At 56.5% G+C, this 21,557-nt stretch carries 18 protein-coding genes; 16 read left to right on the top strand and 2 right to left on the bottom strand.

Annotated elements, in window-relative coordinates:
• Positions 1 to 2 precede the first annotated feature (2 nt).
• Positions 3 to 809: an inositol-1-monophosphatase gene (gene suhB, locus ACE38U_RS05075; RefSeq protein ID WP_144244060.1), complete on the bottom strand. Its 807-nt coding sequence runs from the start codon at positions 807 to 809 to the stop codon at positions 3 to 5.
• Positions 810 to 928: 119 nt separating this feature from the next.
• Here suhB and trmJ point away from each other — a divergent pair, with 119 nt between their 5' ends.
• The 11 genes from trmJ (at position 929) to sseB (ending at position 9,737) form a co-directional block, all read left to right on the top strand.
• The gene (gene trmJ, locus ACE38U_RS05070) at positions 929 to 1,666 is read left to right on the top strand and encodes a tRNA (cytosine(32)/uridine(32)-2'-O)-methyltransferase TrmJ (RefSeq protein WP_038483263.1); all 738 of its coding nucleotides are present in this window, start codon (positions 929 to 931) and stop codon (positions 1,664 to 1,666) included.
• 129 nt (positions 1,667 to 1,795) lie between these two features.
• Entirely contained in the window at positions 1,796 to 2,284 is a 489-nt protein-coding gene (iscR, locus tag ACE38U_RS05065; RefSeq protein ID WP_038479956.1) for a Fe-S cluster assembly transcriptional regulator IscR, read from the top strand.
• Positions 2,285 to 2,399: 115 nt separating this feature from the next.
• Positions 2,400 to 3,614 carry a cysteine desulfurase gene (gene iscS, locus ACE38U_RS05060; protein WP_038479958.1) on the top strand — a complete coding sequence of 405 codons (1,215 nt, stop codon included), beginning with the start codon at positions 2,400 to 2,402 and terminating at the stop codon, positions 3,612 to 3,614.
• A 42-nt stretch (positions 3,615 to 3,656) separates the two neighbouring features.
• Positions 3,657 to 4,043, top strand: a complete 387-nt coding sequence (iscU, locus tag ACE38U_RS05055; RefSeq protein WP_038479961.1) for a Fe-S cluster assembly scaffold IscU — start codon at positions 3,657 to 3,659, stop codon at positions 4,041 to 4,043.
• A 75-nt stretch (positions 4,044 to 4,118) separates the two neighbouring features.
• Positions 4,119 to 4,442, top strand: a complete 324-nt coding sequence (iscA, locus tag ACE38U_RS05050) for an iron-sulfur cluster assembly protein IscA (protein ID WP_038479966.1) — start codon at positions 4,119 to 4,121, stop codon at positions 4,440 to 4,442.
• A gap of 84 nt (positions 4,443 to 4,526) precedes the next feature.
• Positions 4,527 to 5,042 carry a co-chaperone HscB gene (gene hscB / locus ACE38U_RS05045; RefSeq protein WP_375529285.1) on the top strand — a complete coding sequence of 172 codons (516 nt, stop codon included), beginning with the start codon at positions 4,527 to 4,529 and terminating at the stop codon, positions 5,040 to 5,042.
• Positions 5,043 to 5,077: 35 nt separating this feature from the next.
• A complete protein-coding gene (gene hscA / locus ACE38U_RS05040) occupies positions 5,078 to 6,928 on the top strand; it encodes a Fe-S protein assembly chaperone HscA (protein ID WP_375529284.1) in 1,851 nt (616 codons plus the stop codon).
• A 1-nt stretch (position 6,929) separates the two neighbouring features.
• Positions 6,930 to 7,265 carry an ISC system 2Fe-2S type ferredoxin gene (gene fdx, locus ACE38U_RS05035; RefSeq protein WP_008459424.1) on the top strand — a complete coding sequence of 112 codons (336 nt, stop codon included), beginning with the start codon at positions 6,930 to 6,932 and terminating at the stop codon, positions 7,263 to 7,265.
• A gap of 11 nt (positions 7,266 to 7,276) precedes the next feature.
• Positions 7,277 to 7,477, top strand: coding sequence for a Fe-S cluster assembly protein IscX (gene iscX, locus ACE38U_RS05030; protein ID WP_038479976.1), 201 nt, complete (start codon positions 7,277 to 7,279; stop codon positions 7,475 to 7,477).
• 66 nt (positions 7,478 to 7,543) lie between these two features.
• Positions 7,544 to 8,830: an aminopeptidase PepB gene (gene pepB, locus ACE38U_RS05025; protein ID WP_038479979.1), complete on the top strand. Its 1,287-nt coding sequence runs from the start codon at positions 7,544 to 7,546 to the stop codon at positions 8,828 to 8,830.
• 130 nt (positions 8,831 to 8,960) lie between these two features.
• The gene (sseB, locus tag ACE38U_RS05020) at positions 8,961 to 9,737 is read left to right on the top strand and encodes an enhanced serine sensitivity protein SseB (RefSeq protein ID WP_038479982.1); all 777 of its coding nucleotides are present in this window, start codon (positions 8,961 to 8,963) and stop codon (positions 9,735 to 9,737) included.
• 51 nt (positions 9,738 to 9,788) lie between these two features.
• Here the strand turns inward: sseB and sseA are convergent, their stop codons facing one another.
• On the bottom strand, positions 9,789 to 10,634 hold the full coding sequence (sseA, locus tag ACE38U_RS05015) for a 3-mercaptopyruvate sulfurtransferase (RefSeq protein WP_176981944.1): 846 nt from the start codon (positions 10,632 to 10,634) through the stop codon (positions 9,789 to 9,791).
• A 239-nt stretch (positions 10,635 to 10,873) separates the two neighbouring features.
• On the opposite strand from sseA, the gene ACE38U_RS05010 reads away from it, so the two are divergent.
• The 5 genes from ACE38U_RS05010 to rodZ all read left to right on the top strand — a co-directional run bounded on the left by ACE38U_RS05010 (position 10,874) and on the right by rodZ (position 21,535).
• The gene (locus ACE38U_RS05010) at positions 10,874 to 15,841 is read left to right on the top strand and encodes an alpha-2-macroglobulin family protein (protein ID WP_375529283.1); all 4,968 of its coding nucleotides are present in this window, start codon (positions 10,874 to 10,876) and stop codon (positions 15,839 to 15,841) included.
• An 11-nt stretch (positions 15,842 to 15,852) separates the two neighbouring features.
• Positions 15,853 to 18,180 carry a peptidoglycan glycosyltransferase PbpC gene (gene pbpC / locus ACE38U_RS05005; protein ID WP_375529282.1) on the top strand — a complete coding sequence of 776 codons (2,328 nt, stop codon included), beginning with the start codon at positions 15,853 to 15,855 and terminating at the stop codon, positions 18,178 to 18,180.
• A gap of 168 nt (positions 18,181 to 18,348) precedes the next feature.
• Entirely contained in the window at positions 18,349 to 18,780 is a 432-nt protein-coding gene (gene ndk / locus ACE38U_RS05000; protein WP_038479994.1) for a nucleoside-diphosphate kinase, read from the top strand.
• A gap of 178 nt (positions 18,781 to 18,958) precedes the next feature.
• Positions 18,959 to 20,122 carry a dual-specificity RNA methyltransferase RlmN gene (gene rlmN / locus ACE38U_RS04995; RefSeq protein ID WP_038479997.1) on the top strand — a complete coding sequence of 388 codons (1,164 nt, stop codon included), beginning with the start codon at positions 18,959 to 18,961 and terminating at the stop codon, positions 20,120 to 20,122.
• A gap of 423 nt (positions 20,123 to 20,545) precedes the next feature.
• On the top strand, positions 20,546 to 21,535 hold the full coding sequence (gene rodZ, locus ACE38U_RS04990) for a cytoskeleton protein RodZ (protein ID WP_375529281.1): 990 nt from the start codon (positions 20,546 to 20,548) through the stop codon (positions 21,533 to 21,535).
• Positions 21,536 to 21,557 lie beyond the last annotated feature (22 nt).

Raw genomic sequence — 21,557 nt, 5'->3', positions numbered from 1 at the left:
GCTTAGCGCTTCAGCGCCTCGCTCAGTTCATCACGCATGGTTGCCAGCATGGCTTTCACTACGCGCGGGTTACCTGCCACGATGTTGCCGCTTGTCAGGTAGTTATGGCCGCCGGTGAAATCACACACGATGCTGCCCGCTTCACGAGCCAGCAGTTCGCCTGCGGCGAAATCCCATGGCTTCAGGCCAATTTCGAAGAAACCGTCCACGCGGCCAGCGGCAACGTAGGCCAGGTCCAGCGCAGCGGAACCGGTGCGACGGAAGTCTGCACACTGGGTGAACAGTTTGCCAACGATGTTGATGTAAGAAGGAGCGTGCTGCTTCACTTTGAACGGGAAGCCGGTCGCCAGTACGGTGCCGTCCAGGTCGCGAGCGTTGCTGCCGCGCAGACGGTAGCCGTTAAGCTGAGCGCCCTGGCCGCGGGTAGCGGTGAACAGTTCGTTACGCATTGGATCGTAAACAACGGCAACTTCAGTGCGGCCTTTAATACGAACAGCGATAGAAACGGAGAAGTGTGGCAGACGTTTGATGAAGTTGGTGGTGCCATCCAGCGGATCGATAACCCATTGCACGTCCTTATCTTCGCCTGCATGTTCACCGCTTTCTTCGGTGATGATGGTGTGCTGCGGGTAAGATTTGCGGATTGTTTCGATAATAATCGCTTCCGCGGCTTTATCGACGTTAGTCACAAAGTCATTGCTGCCTTTCTGACTGCTTTCTACGGAGTCTGGTGTTTCGTAGTGTTTGGCAATTACATTACCCGCCTTGCGCGCAGCACGCACGGCGATGGTCAACATAGGATGTTGCATCGGTCTCTCTCGCTGGATGTTAAAGAACGGAAATCGCGGCGGAGTATAGCAGAGCGTTCGGAATATGTCCCAGGTATATGATAAGATATTGCGATATTCTTCCCAGGCTGTGAATGATAATGCTGCAAAACGTACGAATCGTGCTGGTTGAAACCTCCCATACCGGCAACATGGGCTCCGTGGCTCGTGCTATGAAAACCATGGGCTTAACTAACCTTTGGCTGGTCAATCCGTTGGTAAAACCTGACTCCCAGGCCATCGCCCTGGCGGCCGGTGCCAGCGACGTGATTGGTGATGCTCAGATTGTTGATACCCTCGATGAGGCGCTGGCAGGATGCAGCCTGGTAGTCGGCACCAGCGCGCGCTCCCGTACGCTGCCGTGGCCGATGCTTGACCCACGCGAATGCGGCCTGAAAAGCATCAGCGAAGCGCAGCATGCCCCGGTCGCTATCGTGTTTGGCCGCGAGCGCGTGGGCCTGACCAACGAAGAGCTGCAGAAGTGCCATTACCACGTCGCCATTCAGGCAAACCCGGAATACAGCTCGCTTAACCTGGCTATGGCGGTGCAGATCCTCGCCTATGAAGTGCGTATCGCCTGGCTTGCTACCCAGGAGCAGCCGGAAGCCCCTAAAGAAGACGAAGACGCGCCTTATCCATTAGTGGATGACCTGGAGCGTTTCTACGTGCATCTCGAAAAAGCGCTGCAGGAAAGCGGTTTTATTCGCCCAACCCATCCGGGGCAGGTGATGAGCCGACTGCGTCGTCTGTTTACCCGCGCACGCCCGGAAAGTCAGGAATTAAACATCCTGCGCGGCATGCTGGCGTCGTTGGAAAACCCGAAAAAATCGGGCCAATAATACTTGAGTAAAATGGTAGGTTAAATAGTTGACCATTTTACTCAGGAATGTCAGACTTGCGTCCTGCTATGTGACAATCACACTTTTAAAAACCCCCGGGTCGAGGGGCTATTTGAGGTTAAGTAAGACATGAGACTGACATCAAAAGGGCGCTATGCCGTAACCGCGATGCTTGACGTTGCGCTGAACTCTGAATCGGGCCCGGTTCCATTGGCTGATATTTCTGAACGTCAGGGTATTTCACTCTCCTACCTGGAGCAGCTGTTCTCCCGCCTGCGTAAAAATGGCCTGGTAGCCAGCGTGCGCGGTCCTGGCGGTGGTTATCTGTTAGGTAAAGACGCGGGCAGCATCGCCGTGGGCGAAGTGATCAGCGCCGTTGATGAGTCCGTAGACGCTACCCGTTGTCAGGGTAAAGGTGGCTGCCAGGGCGGCGATAAGTGCCTGACCCACGCGCTGTGGCGCGATCTGAGCGACCGCCTGACCGGCTTCCTGAACAACATCACCCTCGGTGAACTGGTGAATAACCAGGAAGTTCTGGACGTGGCCGACCGTCAGCACAATGAAAACCATCGCAGCACCCGTTCTCAAGACGCGATTGACGTCAAACTGCGCGCATAAGCAGAAGAACAAGAATTTTAGAATCAGGTTGGGGGAGCGGTGCTCCCTGTCTATAACGGCAGCATATTTTAAGCCTGATTCTTCGCATTGAAGTGATGTACGGAGCTTAAGAGCAATGAAATTACCGATTTACCTCGACTATTCCGCAACCACGCCGGTTGATCCGCGTGTTGCTGAGAAGATGATGCAGTTTTTAACGATGGACGGAACCTTCGGTAACCCGGCCTCCCGTTCCCACCGTTTTGGCTGGCAGGCTGAAGAAGCCGTTGATATCGCCCGTAACCAAATCGCTGAGCTGGTTGGTGCCGATCCGCGTGAAATCGTTTTCACCTCCGGTGCGACCGAGTCAGACAACCTGGCTATCAAAGGTGCCGCCAACTTCTATCAGAAGAAAGGCAAGCACATCATCACCGTAAAAACCGAACACAAAGCCGTGCTGGACACCTGTCGCCAGCTTGAGCGTGAAGGGTTTGAGGTGACTTATCTGGCGCCGCAGAGCAACGGTATCGTTGACCTGAAGCAGCTGGAAGCCGCCATGCGTGAAGACACTATTCTGGTGTCCATCATGCACGTGAATAACGAAATCGGCGTGGTGCAGGATATCGCGGCTATCGGCGAAATGTGCCGTTCCCGTGGCATTATCTTCCACGTTGACGCCACCCAAAGCGTGGGCAAACTGCCTATCGACCTGAGCCAGCTTAAAGTGGACCTGATGTCCTTCTCTGGCCACAAAATTTACGGGCCGAAAGGTATCGGTGCGCTGTACGTGCGTCGTAAACCGCGTATCCGTATCGAAGCACAGATTCACGGCGGTGGTCACGAGCGCGGTATGCGTTCCGGTACGCTGCCTGTGCACCAGATCGTCGGCATGGGCGAAGCTTACCGTATCGCAAAAGAAGAGATGGAGACCGAAATGGCCCGTCTGCGCACGCTGCGTAACCGTCTGTGGAACGGCGTGAAAGATATGGAAGAAGTTTACCTGAACGGTGACCTGGAGCACGGCGCGCCAAACATCCTGAACGTCAGCTTTAACTACGTTGAAGGTGAGTCGCTGATCATGGCGCTGAAAGACCTCGCGGTTTCTTCAGGTTCTGCCTGTACTTCCGCTAGCCTCGAGCCATCCTACGTGCTGCGCGCGCTGGGAATGAGCGATGAACTGGCTCACAGCTCTATCCGTTTCTCTCTGGGTCGTTTTACCACTGAAGAAGAGATCGATTACACCATCGAGCTGGTACGTAAATCCATCGGCCGTCTGCGCGACCTTTCTCCGCTGTGGGAAATGTTCAAGCAGGGCGTGGATATTAATTCCATCGAATGGGCTCATCACTGATCGTTCGTCAGGACGTCGATTTCAGATTCTGGAGAAGTAAAAATGGCTTACAGCGAAAAAGTAATTGATCACTACGAAAACCCACGCAACGTCGGTTCTTTCGACAACAGCGACGATAGCGTTGGTTCCGGCATGGTGGGTGCACCGGCCTGTGGCGACGTGATGAAGTTGCAGATCAAAGTCAACAATGAAGGTATCATTGAAGACGCGCGTTTCAAAACCTACGGCTGCGGCTCGGCGATTGCTTCCAGCTCGCTGGTGACCGAGTGGGTGAAGGGCAAGTCCCTGGACGAAGCGCAGGCGATCAAAAACACCGACATCGCAGACGAACTCGAACTGCCGCCGGTGAAGATTCACTGCTCAATCCTTGCAGAAGACGCAATTAAAGCGGCTATCGCGGATTACAAAAGCAAACGTGAAACAAAATAACTCTAACTAATTCGAGCTTGCTGCCCGGCAGCGGCTCGAAGTATGACGAGTTAAATATCTGATTGAGGTTGTTGTATGTCGATTACCCTTAGCGACAGCGCTGCTGCCCGTGTAAATGCCTTCCTGACCAACCGTGGTAAAGGGTTTGGTTTGCGTCTGGGCGTGCGCACTTCAGGCTGCTCTGGGATGGCTTATGTTCTCGAATTTGTAGACGAACCGCTGGTGGATGACACCGTGTTCGAAGACAAAGGCGTGAAGGTGGTTGTCGATGGTAAAAGCCTGCAATTTTTAAACGGGACAGAGCTCGACTTCGTGAAAGAAGGCCTTAACGAAGGGTTTAAGTTTACTAACCCTAACGTGAAGGACGAGTGTGGCTGCGGCGAAAGCTTCCACGTCTGATCCTGCGCATCTCCCCACCGGCTTTGGCCCGTGGGGATTTTGCTTTACCACCCAGCATTTACCTGACATGAACCCGAGTCTGTTATGGATTATTTTACCCTGTTTGGGCTAACGCCAGGCTATACCCTGAACACCGAGCTTCTGGCTAGCCGTTACCAGGAGCTGCAGCGCCAGTTCCACCCGGACAAATACGCCAGCCGCCCTCAGGCGGAACAGCTTCTGGCCGTTAGCCAATCCGCAACCATCAACCAGGCCTGGCAGACGCTGCGTCATCCGATTGCCCGCGCCGAATACATCCTGTCCCTGAACGGCTTCGATCTGGCTAATGAACAGCATACCGTGCGCGACACCGCGTTCCTGATGGAACAGCTGGATCTGCGCGAAGAGCTGGATGATATCGACCAGGCTAAAGACAGTGACAGGCTTGAAAGCTTTGCCTCTCGCGTAAAAACGATGGTGAAAAACCGCAGCGCGCAGATGGTACAGCAGCTGGATGACCAGCAGTGGGAACAGGCGGCGGACACCGTTCGCAAGCTGCGTTTCCTCGATAAATTACAGAGCCAAATTGAACAACTAGAAGAAAAGCTGCTCGACTTTTAACGCCTGAACTCAGGCCCGATTTTTGGAAGCGATACATGGCCTTATTACAAATTAGCGAGCCCGGCATGATGGCTGCGCCGCACCAGCGCAGGCTGGCCGCAGGCATCGACCTTGGCACCACCAACTCGCTGGTGGCTACCGTTCGTAGCGGCCAGGCTGAAACCCTTGCTGACCACGAAGGCCGCCACCTGCTGCCTTCTGTCGTTCACTACCAGCCGCAGGGACATCTGGTCGGTTTTGACGCGCGCGCGCTCGCCGCTCAGGATCCTGCTAACACTATCAGCTCGGTAAAACGCATGATGGGCCGCTCTCTGGCGGACATTCAGACGCGTTATCCTCATCTTCCTTATCGCCTGCAGGCAAGTGAAAACGGCCTGCCGATGATCGAAACGCCCGCCGGCCTGCTTAACCCGATTCGCATTTCTGCCGATATCCTGAAATCACTCTCTGCCCGCGCCACTGAAACGCTGGAAGGGGAGCTTGATGGCGTGGTTATCACGGTTCCCGCGTATTTTGATGACGCACAGCGTCAGGGTACCAAAGATGCCGCACGCCTCGCTGGCCTGCACGTTCTGCGCCTGCTGAACGAACCTACCGCGGCGGCTATTGCCTATGGTCTGGATTCAGGTAAAGAAGGCGTCATTGCCGTTTACGATCTGGGTGGCGGTACTTTTGATATCTCTATTCTTCGCCTGAGCCGCGGCGTGTTTGAAGTGCTGGCAACGGGCGGTGATTCCGCGCTTGGCGGCGATGACTTCGACCACCTGCTGGCCGACTGGCTGCGCGAACAGGCCGGTATTGCCGATCGCAGCGACGACCGCGTACAGCGCCAGCTCCTGGACGCAGCCATCGCCGCCAAAATCGCCCTCAGCGATGCCGCAACCGCCCGCGTCGAAGTGGCGGGCTGGCAGGGGGAAGTGACTCGCGAGCAGTTCAACGACCTTATCTCTTCGCTAGTTAAACGTACTTTGCTGTCCTGCCGTCGCGCGTTAAAAGACGCGGGCGTTGAAGCAGAAGAAGTGCTGGAAGTGGTGATGGTCGGCGGTTCGACCCGAGTACCTTTGGTGCGTGAGCGCGTAGGGGAATTCTTTGGTCGCACGCCGCTAACGTCCATCGACCCGGACAAAGTCGTTGCCATCGGCGCGGCAATCCAGGCCGACATTCTGGTGGGGAATAAGCCGGACAGCGAAATGCTGCTGCTGGACGTGATCCCACTGTCGCTTGGCCTGGAAACGATGGGCGGGCTGGTTGAGAAAGTCATCCCGCGTAACACCACCATCCCGGTAGCGCGTGCGCAGGAATTCACCACCTTCAAAGACGGCCAGACCGCTATGGCTATCCACGTGCTGCAGGGCGAGCGTGAACTCGTTCAGGATTGCCGTTCGCTGGCTCGCTTTACGCTGCGCGGCATTCCAGCCATGTCCGCTGGCGGGGCCCATATTCGCGTCACCTTCCAGGTAGACGCCGATGGCCTGCTGAGCGTAACGGCAATGGAAAAATCCACCGGCGTTGAATCCTCAATCCAGGTGAAACCTTCTTATGGCCTGAGTGATGGCGAAATTGCCAGCATGATTCAGGACTCCATGAGTTACGCCGAGCATGACGTGCAAGCACGTATGCTGGCCGAGCAAAAAGTCGAAGCTGCCCGCGTGCTGGAGAGTTTGACCAGCGCGTTGACGGCGGATGCCGCGCTGCTAAGCGCCGCAGAGCGTGCCGACATTGATGCCGCGATGGCCGCGTTAAGCGCTGCCGCCGCGAGTGACGATGCCCACGCTATTCAAAATGAAATCAAAAACGTAGACAAGCAAACCCAGGAATTCGCCGCGCGCCGTATGGATCAATCGATCCGTAAAGCGTTGACCGGCCATTCCGTGGACGAGGTTTAATATGCCAAAGATTGTTTTTCTGCCTCATCAGGACCTGTGTCCGGATGGCGCAGTTCTGGAAGCGAAGCAAGGTGAAACCATTCTCGACGTTGCGCTGCGCAACGGTATTGAGATTGAACACGCCTGTGAGAAGTCCTGTGCCTGCACCACCTGCCACTGCGTTGTGCGTGAAGGTTTTGATTCACTCGCGGAAAGCACCGAAGACGAAGACGACATGCTGGATAAAGCATGGGGTCTGGAGCCGGAAAGCCGCCTGAGCTGCCAGGCTCGCGTCAGCGACGAAGACCTGGTGGTTGAGATGCCGCGTTACACCATTAACCACGCACGCGAACACTAACGGGAGTCGCCATGGGACTGAAGTGGACCGACAGCCGCGAAATCGGTGAAGCGCTGTACGACAGCCGTCCGGATCTCGATCCTAAGACGGTGCGTTTCACCGATATGCACCAGTGGATCTGCGAGCTGGAAGAGTTTGATGACGATCCGAGCGCTTCTAACGAGAAAGTACTGGAAGCGATTTTGCTTGTCTGGTTAGATGAAGCTGAATGATACGCGGGCTGCCTTGGGCGGCCCGTTTTTGCATTTTGCCTGTGCTGAACAATGAAGGATTGGAAAATGACTGAAGCCATGAAAATCACCCTTTCCACGCAGCCAGCGGACGCACGCTGGGGCGAAAAGGCGACGTATAGCATTAACAATGACGGCATTACCCTACACCTGACCGGCAAAGACGATCTCGGTCTTATCCAGCGCGCAGCGCGCAAAATTGATGGCCAGGGGCTGAAGCACGTTCAGCTGGCTGGCGAAGGCTGGGACGTAGAGAAGAGCTGGGCCTTCTGGCAGGGCTATCGCGCACCAAAAGGCACCCGCAAAATTGACTGGGCCGTGCTGAGCGAAACCGAGCAGAAAGAGCTGGATAGCCGCCTGAAAGTGATTGACTGGGTTCGCCACACCATCAACACCCCGGCAGAAGAGCTGGGCCCGGAGCAGCTTGCTTCCCGCGCCGTTGACCTGCTGTGTGACGTTGCCTGTGACCACGTTTCTTACCGTATTACCAAGGGCGAAGACCTGCGTGAGCAGAACTATGCCGGGATCCACACCGTTGGCCGTGGCTCTGACCGTGCACCCGTGCTGCTGGCGCTGGACTACAACCCAACCGGTAACCCGGACGCGCCGGTTTACGCAAGCCTGGTCGGGAAGGGCATCACCTTTGACTCCGGCGGCTACAGCATCAAACAGACCGCGTTCATGGATTCTATGAAATCCGACATGGGCGGTGCAGCGACTATTACCGGCGCACTGGCTCTGGCCATCACCCGTGGCCTGAACAAGCGCGTGAAGCTGTTCCTGTGCTGCGCGGATAACATGATCAGCGGCAATGCAATGAAGCTGGGTGACATCATCACCTACCGTAACGGTAAAACCGTTGAAGTGATGAACACCGACGCCGAAGGGCGCCTGGTGCTGGCCGATGGCCTGATTGACGCTGCCGCTCAGAAACCAGAGCTGATTATCGACTGCGCCACCCTGACCGGTGCGGCGAAAACGGCGCTGGGTAACGATTACCACGCGGTATTCAGCTTTGACGAAAAGCTGGCCGCTCGCCTGCTGACCAGCGCCGCCGAAGAAAACGAGCCGTTCTGGCGCCTGCCGCTGGCGGAATTCCACCGCAGCCAGCTGCCGTCTAACTTCGCCGAGCTGAACAATACCGCCAACGCCTCTTATCCGGCGGGTGCAAGCACTGCGGCAGGTTTCCTGTCTCACTTTGTGGAAAACTACCACCAGGGCTGGGTACACGTGGACTGTTCTGCAACCTACCGTAAGGGCGCGGTTGAGCAATGGTCTGCCGGTGCCACCGGTCTGGGCGTACGTGCGATCGCCAATCTGCTGTTAGCTAAGTAATACTGCCTCTCACCCCGGCCCTCTCCCCATAGGGGAGAGGGGGAAGGACGGTCCTGAACTGTCCCCTCTCCCTTCCAGGGAGAGGGTTAGGGTGAGGGTAAAACCTCTTAAGCTTTACCCCGGAATCACAATGTCAGAAACAAAAAATGAACTAGAAACCCTGCTTGAGCAGGCGGCAACCGAGCCGGCCCACCGCCCGGCATTTTTCCGTACCCTGCTGGAATCCACCGTTTGGGTGCCGGGCAACGCGGCGGAAGGTGAAGCTATCGACGCCGACAGTGCGGTTGAACTGCAGCACTGGGAAAAAGAAGATGGTACTTCGGTGATCCCTTTCTTCACATCCCTGGAAGCTCTGCAGGAAGCTGTAAGCCATGAGCAGGCGTTTGTGGTGATGCCCGTGCGCACTTTGTTTGAAATGACGCTGGGCGAATCTCTGTTCCTTAACGCCAAACTGCCGACCGGCAAAGAATTTACGCCAAACGAAATCAACCATTTGGTCAGCGCAGAGAGTGACCCTCTGAGCCAGCAGAAAGTGCTGGAGGGCGGCACCTCGCTGCTGCTTTCAGAAGTTGCCGAGCCGCCAGCACAGATGGTCGACTCGCTGACGACGCTGTTTAAAAACCTGAAAACGGTTAAACGGGCGTTTATCTGCTCCATCAAGGAACAGGCAGACGAAGAACCAAACCTGCTGATCGGTATTGAGGCTGACGGCGACATCGAGGCAATCATTCGCCAGGCCGGGAGCGTGGCAACCGATACGTTACCGGGCGATGAGCCGGTTGATATCTGCCTGGTCGTGGAGGGTGAGAAGGGCATCAGCCACTTTATGATTGCCCACATAACCCCGTTCTACGAACGCCGTTGGGGTAGCTTCCTGCGCGACTTTAAGCAAAACCGTATTATTTGACGGCTGTTTGCCATCAATTTGAAGGGAGGCGCTTATGCCTCCCTTTTTGTTTTACTGCGCAGGCTCAACCGGCAGGTCAGGGCGAGCGCCCCATTCACTCCACGAACCATCGTAAAGCGACACGCCGTTCACGCCCAGCGTCGTCAGTGCCAGCACCACGACGGCAGCCGTGACGCCGGAGCCGCAGCTGGCAATGATTGGCCGCTCGAAGCTTACGCCCTGGCGCTCGAAGATTTCGCTCAGTTTGTCCGTTGTCTTCAACTGGCCGTTTTCCACAAGGTCCACCCACGGCACGTTAAGTGCGCCTGGGATATGGCCGCGTTTCAGGCCTGGGCGCGGCTCATCTGCCAGTGCATTAAAGCGTGGTGCCGGGCGAGCATCCACAATCTGAGCGGTGCCTTCGTGGCTGACCAGCAGCACGTCGGTAAGGCGTTTGATCACCAGCGGATCGAAGTTAACCTCGAACTCACCTTCCTGCAGCTCCACGTCCCCTTGTTCCAGCGGCAACGCTTCACGTTGCCATTCCGCCAGCCCACCGGCCAGAATCGACACTCTTTCGACGCCGAAGGTGCGCAGCATCCACCAGGCACGAGGCGCGGAGAACAGATTACCTTCGTCGTAGACCACCAGGTGCTTATCGCTGCTGACGCCCAGCTCGCGCATAGCAACGGCAAATGCTTCGGCACGCGGCATCATGTGGGGAAGGGGGCTGGTGTGATCGGAGAGCGCCTCGATGTCAAAATAGACCGCACGTGGCAGATGCCCGGCCCGGTATTCGCCCGGCAGGTCGCGGTGCTCCTGCCCTGGCGGTGCCATACGGGCATCTAAAATCTGGATATCGTCATCGTTAATGTGTTCTGCGAGCCAGTCGCTCGCGACGAAGAAAGAGGTGGACATAGTGAGCCTCCGGTTCATCAAAGAAAATCGGATTGTCGGTGTTTTTCCAGAACCCGGCAAGCAGCCTTGCCTGACATCGCGAGATACTTCGTAAAACTTATTGAATGCAGTCGCTAATTTACCGTTGCCTGCGAGACATCTCGCAAGGCAGAGGATTCCTACTTTCGCTTTTCTGGCTAATCCGCATAATACTTGCTCTACGTAATGTTTAGCGGCCCTTATTGGCCAGGGATGAAAGAATGAATGCACTACGTTTGACGAGCCTCGCCGCGCTGGTTTGCGGCCTGCTGGCGCTTTCGGGCTGTGACGATAAAAACAATCAGCAAACCGTTCAGCCCACCGCCTCTGCGGCGGCGGAACAAAGCAGTAAAGCTGAAACTAAACCGGATACCGCCCAGCTAGAAAAACTGGCGCAGCAGTCCGCAGGGAAGCCGCTGAAACTGCTTGATGCCTCCGAAGTTCAGCTGGACGGTGCCAGCACGTTAGTGCTGACGTTTTCCATTCCGCTCGATCCCAATCAGGACTTCAATAAAGTCGCCCATCTGGTGGATAAAACCAGCGGCAAAGTGGACGGTGCCTGGGAGCTTTCCCGCGACCTGAAAGAGCTACGCCTGCGCCACCTTGAGCCAAAGCGCACGCTGATCGTGACCGTAGAAAGTGGCCTGCTTGCACTGAATAAAGCGACGCTGGACGCCAGCTTCGAAAAACAGATCGCCACGCGTGACGTGCAGCCGAGCGTAGGCTTTGCCAGCAAAGGCTCGTTACTGCCGACCAAAGTGATTGCGGGTTTGCCTGTTATGGCGCTCAACGTCGATAAAATTGACGTCAACTTCTACCGCATTAAGGACAGCTCGCTCAGCGCGTTTGTCAGCCAATGGCAGTATCGCAACTCGGTCTCTAACTGGGAGTCCGACAATCTTCTGAAACTGGCCGATCTGGTTTACACCGGTCGTTTTGACCTCAACCCTGCACGCAACACCCGCGAGAAGCTGATGTTGCCGCTGGGCGATATCAAGCCCCTGCAGCAGCCCGGCGTTTATCTGGCGATCATGAATCAGGCAGGTCATTACGCCTACAGTAATGCCGCGACGCTCTTCACGCTGAGCGATGTGGGCATTTCGGTGCATCGCTATCACGACAGGCTGGACGTCTTTACCCAGAGCCTGGAAAACGGTGCCGCGCAGTCGGGCGTTGAAATTGTGCTGCTGAACGAAAAAGGGCAGACGGTTGGGCAAGGTAAAAGCGACGGTGACGGGCACGCCACGCTTGAGAAGCTGAATAAAGGCACGTTACTGCTGGCGCGCAATGGCGAGCAAACCACGCTGCTGGATCTCAGCCGCCCGGCGCTGGACCTGGCCGAGTTTGATATCGCCGGTGAACAGGGCTACAGCAAACAGTTCTTTATGTTTGGCCCAAGAGATCTCTATCGCCCGGGAGAGTCGGTCATCGTTAATGCCCTGCTCAGGGACGGAGACGGCAAACCGCTGCCGCCGCAGCCGGTGAAGCTTGAGGTGGTGAAACCAGATGGTCAGGTTGCCCGCACCGAAGTCTGGCAGTCGGCCAACGGGCTTTATCAATTTACCTGGCCTCTGAGCGACAGCGCGGCAACCGGTAACTGGCAAATGCGGGTCAACACCGGGGATAACCAGCCTCGCAGCTGGACGTTTAAAGTTGAAGACTTTATGCCGGAGCGTATGGCGCTGAATCTCACGGCGCAGAGTGCGCCGATATCTCCTGAAGATACCGTCAACTTTGACGTTGCCGGGCGCTATCTCTATGGGGCGCCAGCCGCGGGTAACAGCCTTCAGGGGCAGCTCTTCCTGCGTCCTTTACGTGAGGCCGTTGCCGGGCTTCCGGGGTTCCAGTTTGGCGATATTAATGAGCAAAACCTTGCCCGTAGCCTGGATGCCGTTGAGCTAACGCTTGATGAGAAAGGGCATACGACCGTCAGCGCGGAAAGCCAGTGGGGAGACGTGCATTCTCCGCTTCGCCTGATTTTGCAGGCCAGCCTGCTGGAGTCCGGCGGTCGTCCGGTGACACGCCGCGTAGAGCAGGCCATCTGGCCCGCTCAGGCATTGCCGGGGATCCGCCCTCAGTTTGCCAGTAAAGAGGTCTATGACTACCGGACCGACACTACCCGCACGCAGCCGATCGTTGATGAAGACAGCAGCGCAGGCTTTGACATTGTCTATGCAGATGCACAGGGAGAGAAGCTGGCGGTAAGTGACCTGGACGTGCGCCTGATTCGCGAGCGTAGGGATTACTACTGGAGCTGGGAAGAAAGCGAAGGCTGGCAGTCTCAGTATGACCAAAAAGATCTGGTGGAAGCGGAGCAGAAGCTAACCCTTACCGCAGGGGAAACGGGCAAGTTGGCCTTCCCCGTAGAGTGGGGCTCCTACCGCCTGGAAGTCCGTGACCCACAAAGTAATCTCGTCAGCAGCCTGCGTTTTTGGGCAGGCTATAGCTGGCAGGATAACAGCGACGGAACCGGGGCGGTACGCCCGGACCGGGTGACGCTAAAAATAGACAAGCCTTCCTATAAAGCGGGCGATACCATCAATCTACATATCGCCGCACCTGCAGCGGGTAAAGGGTATGCGCTGGTGGAGTCCAGCGATGGGCCGCTGTGGTGGAAAGAAATAGACGTTCCGGCAAGCGGCATGGATCTCGCTATCCCGGTGGATAAAAGCTGGCAGCGTCACGATCTTTACCTGAGTACCGTGGTTATTCGCCCCGGAGACAAGGCTCGTTCCGCCACGCCTAAGCGCGCTGTCGGGATCCTTCACCTGCCGCTAGGAGACGAGAGTCGCCGCCTCGATCTTACGTTGCAAAATCCAGCCAAAATGCGCCCCAACCAGAACCTGACGGTTAAGGTGAAGGCCAGCGTGAAAAATGGCGAAGTGCCGAAGCAGATCAACGTGCTGCTGTCCGCCGTGGACAGCGGCGTGCTTAACATCACCGATTACAAAACGCCGGATCCGTGGGATGCCTTCTTTGGGCGCAAGCGCTATGGCGCTGACATTTACGACATTTACGGCCAGGTGATTGAAGGCGAAGGGCGGCTGGCTGCGCTGCGCTTTGGCGGTGACGGAGATGAAGGTGATGAGCTAAGCCGTGGTGGTAAAAAGCCGGTAAACCACGTGACCATCATCGCGCAACAGGCTCAGCCCGTAGCGCTAGATGAAAACGGTGAAGGAACGGTGACGCTGCCCATTGGTGATTTCAACGGTGAACTGCGGGTCATGGCGCAGGCCTGGACCGACGATCGCTTTGGTAATAGCGAAGAAAAAGTCACGGTTGCCGCGCCGCTGGTGAGCGAGCTGGCCGCGCCGAGATTTATGGCCGGTGGAGATACCAGCCGCTTGGCGCTGGATCTCACTAACCTGACGGACAGACCCCAGCAGCTTAGCGTGGCGCTCAGCGCTCAGGGACTGTTAGCGCTAAACGGAGCGTCGACGATGGACGTGAAGCTGGCCCCTGGTGCTCGCGGCACGCTGTTCATCCCTGTTCGCGCGCTGGAAGGTTTTGGTGACGGTGAAATCAAAGCCGTGATTAACGGACTTTCACTGCCGGGCGAGACGCTGGCGACCCCGGATAAACAGTGGAAAATCGGCGTTCGTCCTGCGTTCCCTGCGCAGACGGTGAACAGTGGCGCGGTGGTTAAACCGGGCGAAGTCTGGACGCTTCCACCTGCGCATCTGTCAGGGATTGCTGCTTCGACGCTGGAAGGTCAACTGCTGCTGAGCGGGCGCCCGCCTCTGAACCTGGCGCGCTACATTCGCGAGCTAAAAGCCTATCCGTACGGCTGCCTGGAGCAGACGACCAGCGGCCTGTTCCCGTCGCTGTACACTAACGAAGCTGAACTTAACGCATTGGGTATCAAAGGGATAACCGATTCTCAGCGTCGCGCTGCCATTGATGTGGGCATTGCCCGCCTGCAGGAAATGCAAAGCGACAATGGCGGCTTCGGGCTGTGGGATAAATCAGGGCCGGAAGAATACTGGCTGACGGCCTATGTTACAGACTTCCTGGTTCGGGCCAGCGAGCAGGGCTACAGCGTTAATGGCGACGCGCTCGGCAAGGCTAATCAGCGCCTGCTGCGCTATCTTCAGGATCCGGGCATGATTGCCTTGCGCTATACCGACGATGCTCCGGCCAGCCGCTTCGCGGTTCAGGCCTATGCCGGGCTGGTGCTGGCTGGTCAACAAAAAGCGCCGCTTGGGGCATTGCGTGAACTGTGGCAGCGTCACGAACAGGCTCGTGCCGGACTGCCGCTGGTGCAGCTGGGTATTGCCCTGAAGCTTATGGGCGATGAGCCGCGTAGCCAGCAGGCGATTGCTCTGGGGCTGAAAACTCAGCGCAGCGATAAACAGGTATGGATGGCGGATTACGGCAGCGAGCTGCGGGATAAAGCAATGATGCTGAGCCTGCTGGAAGAGAACAAGCTGTTGCCGGATAGCCAGAATCAGCTGCTGCTTGAGCTGTCCGATATGGCCTGGAGCCAGCGCTGGTTATCCACTCAGGAAACGAACGCATTGTTCATTGCCGGCCACGGTCTGCAAAACGTGAAAGGTGACTGGCAGGCGCAGACATCGTTGGGCGCGGGGCCGCTGGCTTCCAGCCAGGCGGTAACGCGTAATCTGACCGCACAGCAGCTTTCTGGCCTGCAGCTGACCAACACCGGGATGTCCAGCCTCTATTTACGCCTGGACAGCGCTGGGTATCCGCAGCAGGCGCCGGCTGCCTACAGCAACGTGCTGCATATTGAACGTCACTTCCTTGATGCGAAAGGCAATACACGGTCACTTTCATCGTTGAAAAGCGGGGAATTGGTGATGGTGTGGCTGGACGTTTGGGCTGACAAAAACGTGCCGGATGCGCTAGTGGTGGATTTACTGCCTGCCGGGCTGGAGCTGGAAAACCAGAATCTGGCGAACAGCAGCGCCAGCCTGAGCGACAGCGCGAGCGGAGTACAGACGTTGTTGAACCAAATGCAGCAGCAGGACATACAGCATATGGAGTTCAGGGATGACCGCTTTGTGGCCGCGCTGCCGCTGAACGAGGGCCAGCATGCAACCCTTATCTATCTGGCTCGAGCCGTTACGCCGGGAAGCTACACCGTGCCTGTCCCGCAGGTGGAATCAATGTACGTCCCGCAGTGGCGGGCAACCGGTAACAGTACCGGCACGTTGACCGTTGTGCCGTAAGCAGAGCGTCGGTGCTTAACGGATCAAGGCTACGCTGGCGGCGGCGCTATCTCTGGTTGATAGTGCCGCTGCTGGTTGCCTCTTTTATCTGGCTGGCGGATAAGCTCTGGCCTCTGCCTTTACATGAGGTCAACCCGGCTCGCGTAGTGGTCGCTGAAAACGGTACTCCTCTATGGCGATTTGCGGATGCGGAAGGGATCTGGCGTTATCCGGTGGAGCTAAATCAGGTTTCTCCTCGTTACCTTGAAGCGCTTATTGGCTATGAGGATCGCTGGTTTTGGGATCATCCCGGCGTAAATCCTTTCTCGATTTTGAGAGCGGCCTGGCAGGATCTGCGTCATGGAGAAGTGATCTCCGGGGGCAGCACGTTGACGATGCAGGTTGCGCGCCTGCTGGATCCTCATCCTCGTACTTTCGGCGGTAAAGTTCGCCAGGTCTGGCGCGCCTTCCAGCTCGAATGGCATCTTTCCAAAAAGCAGATCCTGACCCTCTACCTCAACCGTGCTCCCTTCGGCGGCACGCTACAGGGCGTCGGCGCGGCAAGCTGGGCCTATCTCGGGAAAGCCCCTGAAAAGCTAAGTTATTCAGAAGCTGCGCTGCTGGCGGTACTTCCGCAGGCACCAAGCCGCCTGCGGCCTGACCGCTGGCCTGAACGCGCGCAGCTAGCACGGGATAAGGTACTCCGTCGCATGGCGGAACAGGGCGTGTGGTCACAGAAACAGGTTACAGAGTCTTTGCAGGAGCCAGTCTGGCTGGCACCCCGTCAGATGCCGCAGCTCGCCCCGCTGCTGTCCCGGTCTCTGGCATCGCGCACTAAAGATAGGCTGATCTCTACCACGCTGAATGCTTCTTTGCAGCGTCAGCTGGAAGAGCTGGCCCTGGGCTGGAAATCACGTTTACCACCTCGATCTTCACTGGCCATGCTGGTGGTTGACCATACCACGATGCAGGTTCGCGCGTGGGTTGGCTCGGCGGATATCAACGATGACAGCCGATTCGGGCATGTCGATATGGTCACCGCCGTTCGATCGCCAGGCTCCGTGCTGAAGCCCTTTGTTTACGGCATGGCGATGGACGAAGGATTAATTCATCCGGCTTCTTTACTGCAGGACGTGCCGCGTCGGTTCGGTGACTATCGTCCGGGAAACTTTGATACGGGTTTTCACGGGCCGGTAAGCATGAGCGATGCTCTGGTGCGTTCGCTGAACCTGCCCGCTGTTCAGGTGCTCGAGGCCTACGGGCCGAAGCGTTTTGCCGGGCAGATGGGTAATGTGGGGCTCAACCTTCGCTTCCCTCAGGGAAGCGAGCCCAACCTCTCGCTTATACTTGGCGGCGGTGGTGCGAGGCTGGACCAGATAGTTGCGGCCTACAGCGCGTTTGCCCGTCATGGCAAAGCCGCTCAGCTGCGGGTATTGGCGAATGATGCGCTGCGGGAGCGTCCGTTGATGTCGTCGGGTTCGGCCTGGATTATCCGCCGAATTCTTGCCGGAGAAGCCCAGCCTCAGCCTGATGCTTCTTTACCTCCCGTCGTCCCTCTGGCGTGGAAAACCGGGACCAGCTACGGCTATCGTGATGCCTGGGCCATCGGCATCAACTCGCGTTACCTGATTGGCATCTGGACCGGCAGGCCTGATAGCACGCCGGTGGCGGGGCAGTTTGGCTTAGGGAGTGCCGTACCGCTGCTTAATCAGGTAAACAATCTGCTGCAGGCTAATTCACGCGTGCAGCAGCTTCATTTGCCGACGGATCCTCGCCCGGCCTCGGTCAGTGCCGCAGAGATCTGCTGGCCCGGCGGGCAGGCATTGCCGCCGGGGGATAGTAATTGCCGCCGACGCCTGACGACCTGGCTTCTGGATGATGCTCAGCCGCCCACGCTGCTGGCTCCGGGGCAGGAAGGTGCGCAGGGCACGCGTCAGCTTATTTGGGTTGATGCGCAGGGTAAGCGAGTGGCACCCGATTGCCCGGGGGCTCGTCAGCAGACTGTTGCACTCTGGCCGCTGCCTCTTGAGCCGTGGCTGCCACAGGCTGAACGCAGGGCGGAGCGTCTTCCGCCGCCTTCTGAAAACTGCCCTCCGCTGCAGAAAGAGAGCGTAACGCCATTATTACTGCTGGGGGTACGAAACGGCACGATATTGAAACGTTTACCGGGGCAAATGCAGCTTCCTCTACGGCTTTCCAGCCAGGGGGGGCAAGGCCAGCGCTGGTGGTTTATTAACGGACAAAGTGAAGAGAGTCAGGGCGATGGGCTGGCGTTAATGCTTAATAAACCAGGAGAATATCAGGTGCTTGTGATGGATGAATCCGGGCAGGTAGCCAGTGTGAATTTCATTCTACAGTAACGGCAAAAGATGAAATACCGCCTGCTGCATCGATTGTGTTGCCAAAACTAATCTTATTTTAAAAAAATGTTATCTCCATCCATAGGCAACGGCAAACTTGCTCTTTATAATCTGCGCCAATTTCATAACCGGGTTTCCCGGACACACAGAACATCTACAGAGGTAATCATGGCTATTGAACGTACTTTTTCCATCATCAAACCAAACGCGGTGGCAAAAAACGTTATTGGTAACATTTATGCTCGTTTTGAATCTGCAGGGTTTAAAATCGTTGGCGCAAAAATGCTGCATCTGACCGTTGAGCAGGCTCGTGGTTTCTACGCTGAGCACGACGGTAAGCCGTTCTTCGACGGTCTGGTTGAGTTCATGACCTCCGGCCCAATCGTGGTTTCCGTTCTGGAAAGCGAAAACGCAGTACAGCGTCACCGCGACCTGATGGGCGCAACTAACCCGGCTAACGCTCTGGCAGGTACTCTGCGTGCAGACTACGCTGACAGCTTCACCGAAAACGGCACCCACGGTTCTGACTCCGTAGAATCCGCAGCCCGTGAAATCGCTTACTTCTTCGCCGAAGGCGAAGTGTGCCCACGCACCCGTTGATATTTCCAAATCTGTAAGCGAATTTACACTTAATATCTCCGTTGTTCGCTTTCAGTCGTGGCATCTATGCCCTAGAATTTGTACAATGCAACGCCCCCGGAAGAGCCAGCTCACCGGGGCGTTTCTTTTTCTAACCCTCCAGGGGCCATAACGTGTAACAACGAGGCCGGAAAACATTATGTCTGAAATGAACACGCCTGAAGCGACACCTGTTGTTGTTTCCAATAAAGCCGAAAAAATTAACCTGCTCGATCTTAACCGCCAGCAGCTGCGCGAGTTTTTCGCCGAGCTGGGTGAAAAGCCGTTCCGCGCCGACCAGGTCATGAAGTGGATGTATCACTATTGCAGTGATGACTTCGACGAAATGACGGACATCAACAAAGTGCTGCGCAACAAGCTAAAAGAGATTGCCGAGATTCGTGCCCCGGAAGTTGCAGAAGAGCAACGTTCTGCCGATGGCACCATCAAATGGGCAATCAAAATTGCCGATCAGCTGGTTGAAACGGTATACATCCCGGAAGAAGACCGCGCTACGCTGTGCGTCTCTTCACAGGTAGGTTGTGCGCTGGAGTGTAAATTCTGTTCCACCGCGCAGCAGGGCTTTAACCGTAACCTGCGCGTGTCAGAAATTATTGGTCAGGTCTGGCGTGCGGCGAAGATTATCGGTGCGCAGAAGAAAACCGGCGTGCGTCCTATCACCAACGTGGTAATGATGGGCATGGGCGAGCCGCTGCTGAACCTGAACAACGTGGTTCCGGCAATGGAAATCATGCTGGACGACTTCGGCTTTGGCCTGTCTAAACGTCGCGTAACGCTTTCCACCTCTGGCGTTGTGCCAGCGCTGGACAAGCTCGGGGATATGATTGACGTCGCGCTGGCTATCTCCCTGCACGCGCCTACCGATGATATTCGTGACGAAATCATGCCGATCAACAAAAAATACAACATCGAAACCTTCCTGGCGGCCGTTCGTCGTTACCTGGAGAAATCCAACGCCAACCAGGGCCGCGTGACGGTGGAGTATGTGCTGCTGGATCACGTCAACGATGGTACAGATCACGCGCATCAGCTGGCCGAATGCCTGAAAGATACGCCATGCAAAATCAACCTGATTCCATGGAACCCGTTCCCGGGCGCACCTTATGGCCGCAGTTCTAACAGCCGTATCGATCGCTTCTCTAAAGTACTGATGAGCTATGGTTTTACTACCATTGTTCGTAAGACCCGCGGCGACGATATCGATGCAGCATGTGGCCAGCTGGCCGGTGAAGTTATCGACCGTACCAAGCGTACTATGCGTAAGCGTATGCAGGGTGAACCTATTGCCGTGAAGGCCGTCTGATAATAGATGGCTATTTACCGCGCTGGGCGAGGGTGCTCTGCGCGGTATAAAAAACGGGCAAAAGTGTATGGGCAGTCAATAACGTGGCCTAATACATCATTCAGCATAATAATTACGGTGCGTTTCGGGCGGCTTTAAGGCAGTATGTAGCCGCACAACAACAGTTTAGTTGTTCCCATTTCGTAAAGTTAACGGACAGCTTGCCGAAGGGTAGCTATGGTTAACTCACCGGCTGGTCCGGTAGCCCTGGAAAACGCCAGCTCAGCGTGAATTACGCTGCTGACACCGGGTATTTTTGCTGAGGGTTTGCCTTCAGGTATCAGATTTGTTTCGCGGTGCGAGTCAATCTGACGTAGCGGAGACGTTGCGGTACAGGACTCGTGCCAAATTCTTTAATTTGAACAGTACCAGCAGTTGTAGCTAATGAATACTGAAGCCACTAACGAATCAAATGCAGCACAAACAACAGGTGAGCGTTTACGTAACGCGCGTGAACAGATGGGTCTCAGCCAGCAGGCTGTGGCTGAACGCCTGTGCCTGAAAGTTTCCACCGTCAGGGATATAGAAGACGACAAGGCGCCTGCCGAGCTGGCCTCTACATTCCTGCGTGGCTATATCCGCTCTTATGCGCGACTGGTTCGTATTCCTGAAGAAGAGCTGTTGCCGATGATGGCGAAACAGGCCCCGATTAAGGCGGCCAAAGTTGAGCCTATGCAAAGCTTCTCACTCGGTAAGCGCCGTAAAAAGCGCGACGGCTGGCTGATGAGTTTTACCTGGCTGATTCTGTTCGTTGTCATTGGCCTGACGGGCGCATGGTGGTGGCAAAACCACAAGGCGCAGCAGGAAGAGCTGTCTACGATGGCCGACCAGTCAACCACTGAACTTTCTACCAGCGGCGGCCAGTCTGTGCCGCTGAATACCGGCAGTGATACCTCTACCGATGCGGCGGCGACCTCGCCTTCCGCAGCGGCCGTTGAACAGCCTGCGCCTGCTGCAAATAGCGTGGCTCCGGCGCCATCTCAGCAAACTGCCGCTGCGGATGCCACTCAGCAGCCGGCCGTGGTTGCGCCAGGCCAGGCACCAATTGATAACGCACAGACTACGCCAGCAGTGACTGCCGGGCAGCTGCCAACCGATCAGGCTGGTGTGAATCAGGCGGCGGATGCCGCTCAAGGTCTGGCGCTGAACTTCACCGCTGACTGCTGGCTGGAAGTCACAGACGCCAGCGGTAAAAAGCTGTTTAGCGGCCTGCAGCGCAAAGATGCGAAGCTGAATTTAGCGGGCAAAGCGCCTTATAAACTGAAAATTGGCGCACCGTCGGCAGTACAGGTTCAATATCAGGGCAAACCTGTGGACCTGAGTCGTTTTATCAGAACTAACCAGGTTGCACGTCTGACCGTCGGTGCTGAATAATCAGCGCCAGTCCAGACGCGTA

The sequence above is a fragment of the Cedecea selenatireducens genome (assembly GCF_042138895.1).
Taxonomy (GTDB): Bacteria; Pseudomonadota; Gammaproteobacteria; order Enterobacterales; family Enterobacteriaceae; genus Cedecea; species Cedecea selenatireducens.
The sequence above is the reverse complement of the archived record's forward strand: the minus strand, read 5'-3'. Positions and strand labels throughout refer to the sequence as shown.